The sequence below is a fragment of the Vogesella aquatica genome (assembly GCF_028548455.1).
Classification (GTDB): domain Bacteria; phylum Pseudomonadota; class Gammaproteobacteria; order Burkholderiales; family Chromobacteriaceae; genus Vogesella; species Vogesella aquatica.
In genome coordinates, this window is sequence record NZ_JAQQLF010000048.1 from 1 (window position 1) to 509 (window position 509).

General features: G+C 55.6%; 1 protein-coding gene. It reads left to right on the forward strand.

Annotation, left to right across the window (positions count from 1 at the left end; translation table 11 throughout):
- Positions 1-509 (forward strand): GTP-binding protein (locus PQU95_RS18495; RefSeq protein WP_272753361.1); only part of this gene is annotated, 509 nt, incomplete at both ends.

Here is a 509-nt window from a genome sequence, read left to right on the forward strand (position 1 = left end):
GCTATCACCACCATTCTGTCCAAGAAATTCGGCGGCGAAGCTAAAGACTACTCCCAGATCGACAGCGCGCCAGAAGAAAAAGCCCGCGGTATTACCATTAACACCGCTCACGTAGAATACGAAACCGAAGCACGTCACTACGCTCACGTAGACTGCCCAGGTCACGCCGACTACGTTAAAAACATGATTACCGGTGCTGCCCAGATGGATGGCGCTATCCTGGTTTGCTCCGCAGCTGACGGCCCAATGCCACAGACTCGCGAACACATCCTGCTGTCCCGTCAGGTTGGCGTTCCTTACATCATCGTCTTCCTGAACAAGGCTGACCTGGTGGATGACGCTGAGCTGCTGGAACTGGTTGAAATGGAAGTGCGCGATCTGCTGTCTTCCTACGACTTCCCAGGCGATGACACCCCGATCGTTACCGGTTCCGCTCGTCTGGCACTGGAAGGCGACCAATCCGAATACGGCGAACCAGCCATCTTCCGTCTGGCAGATGCCCTGGATTC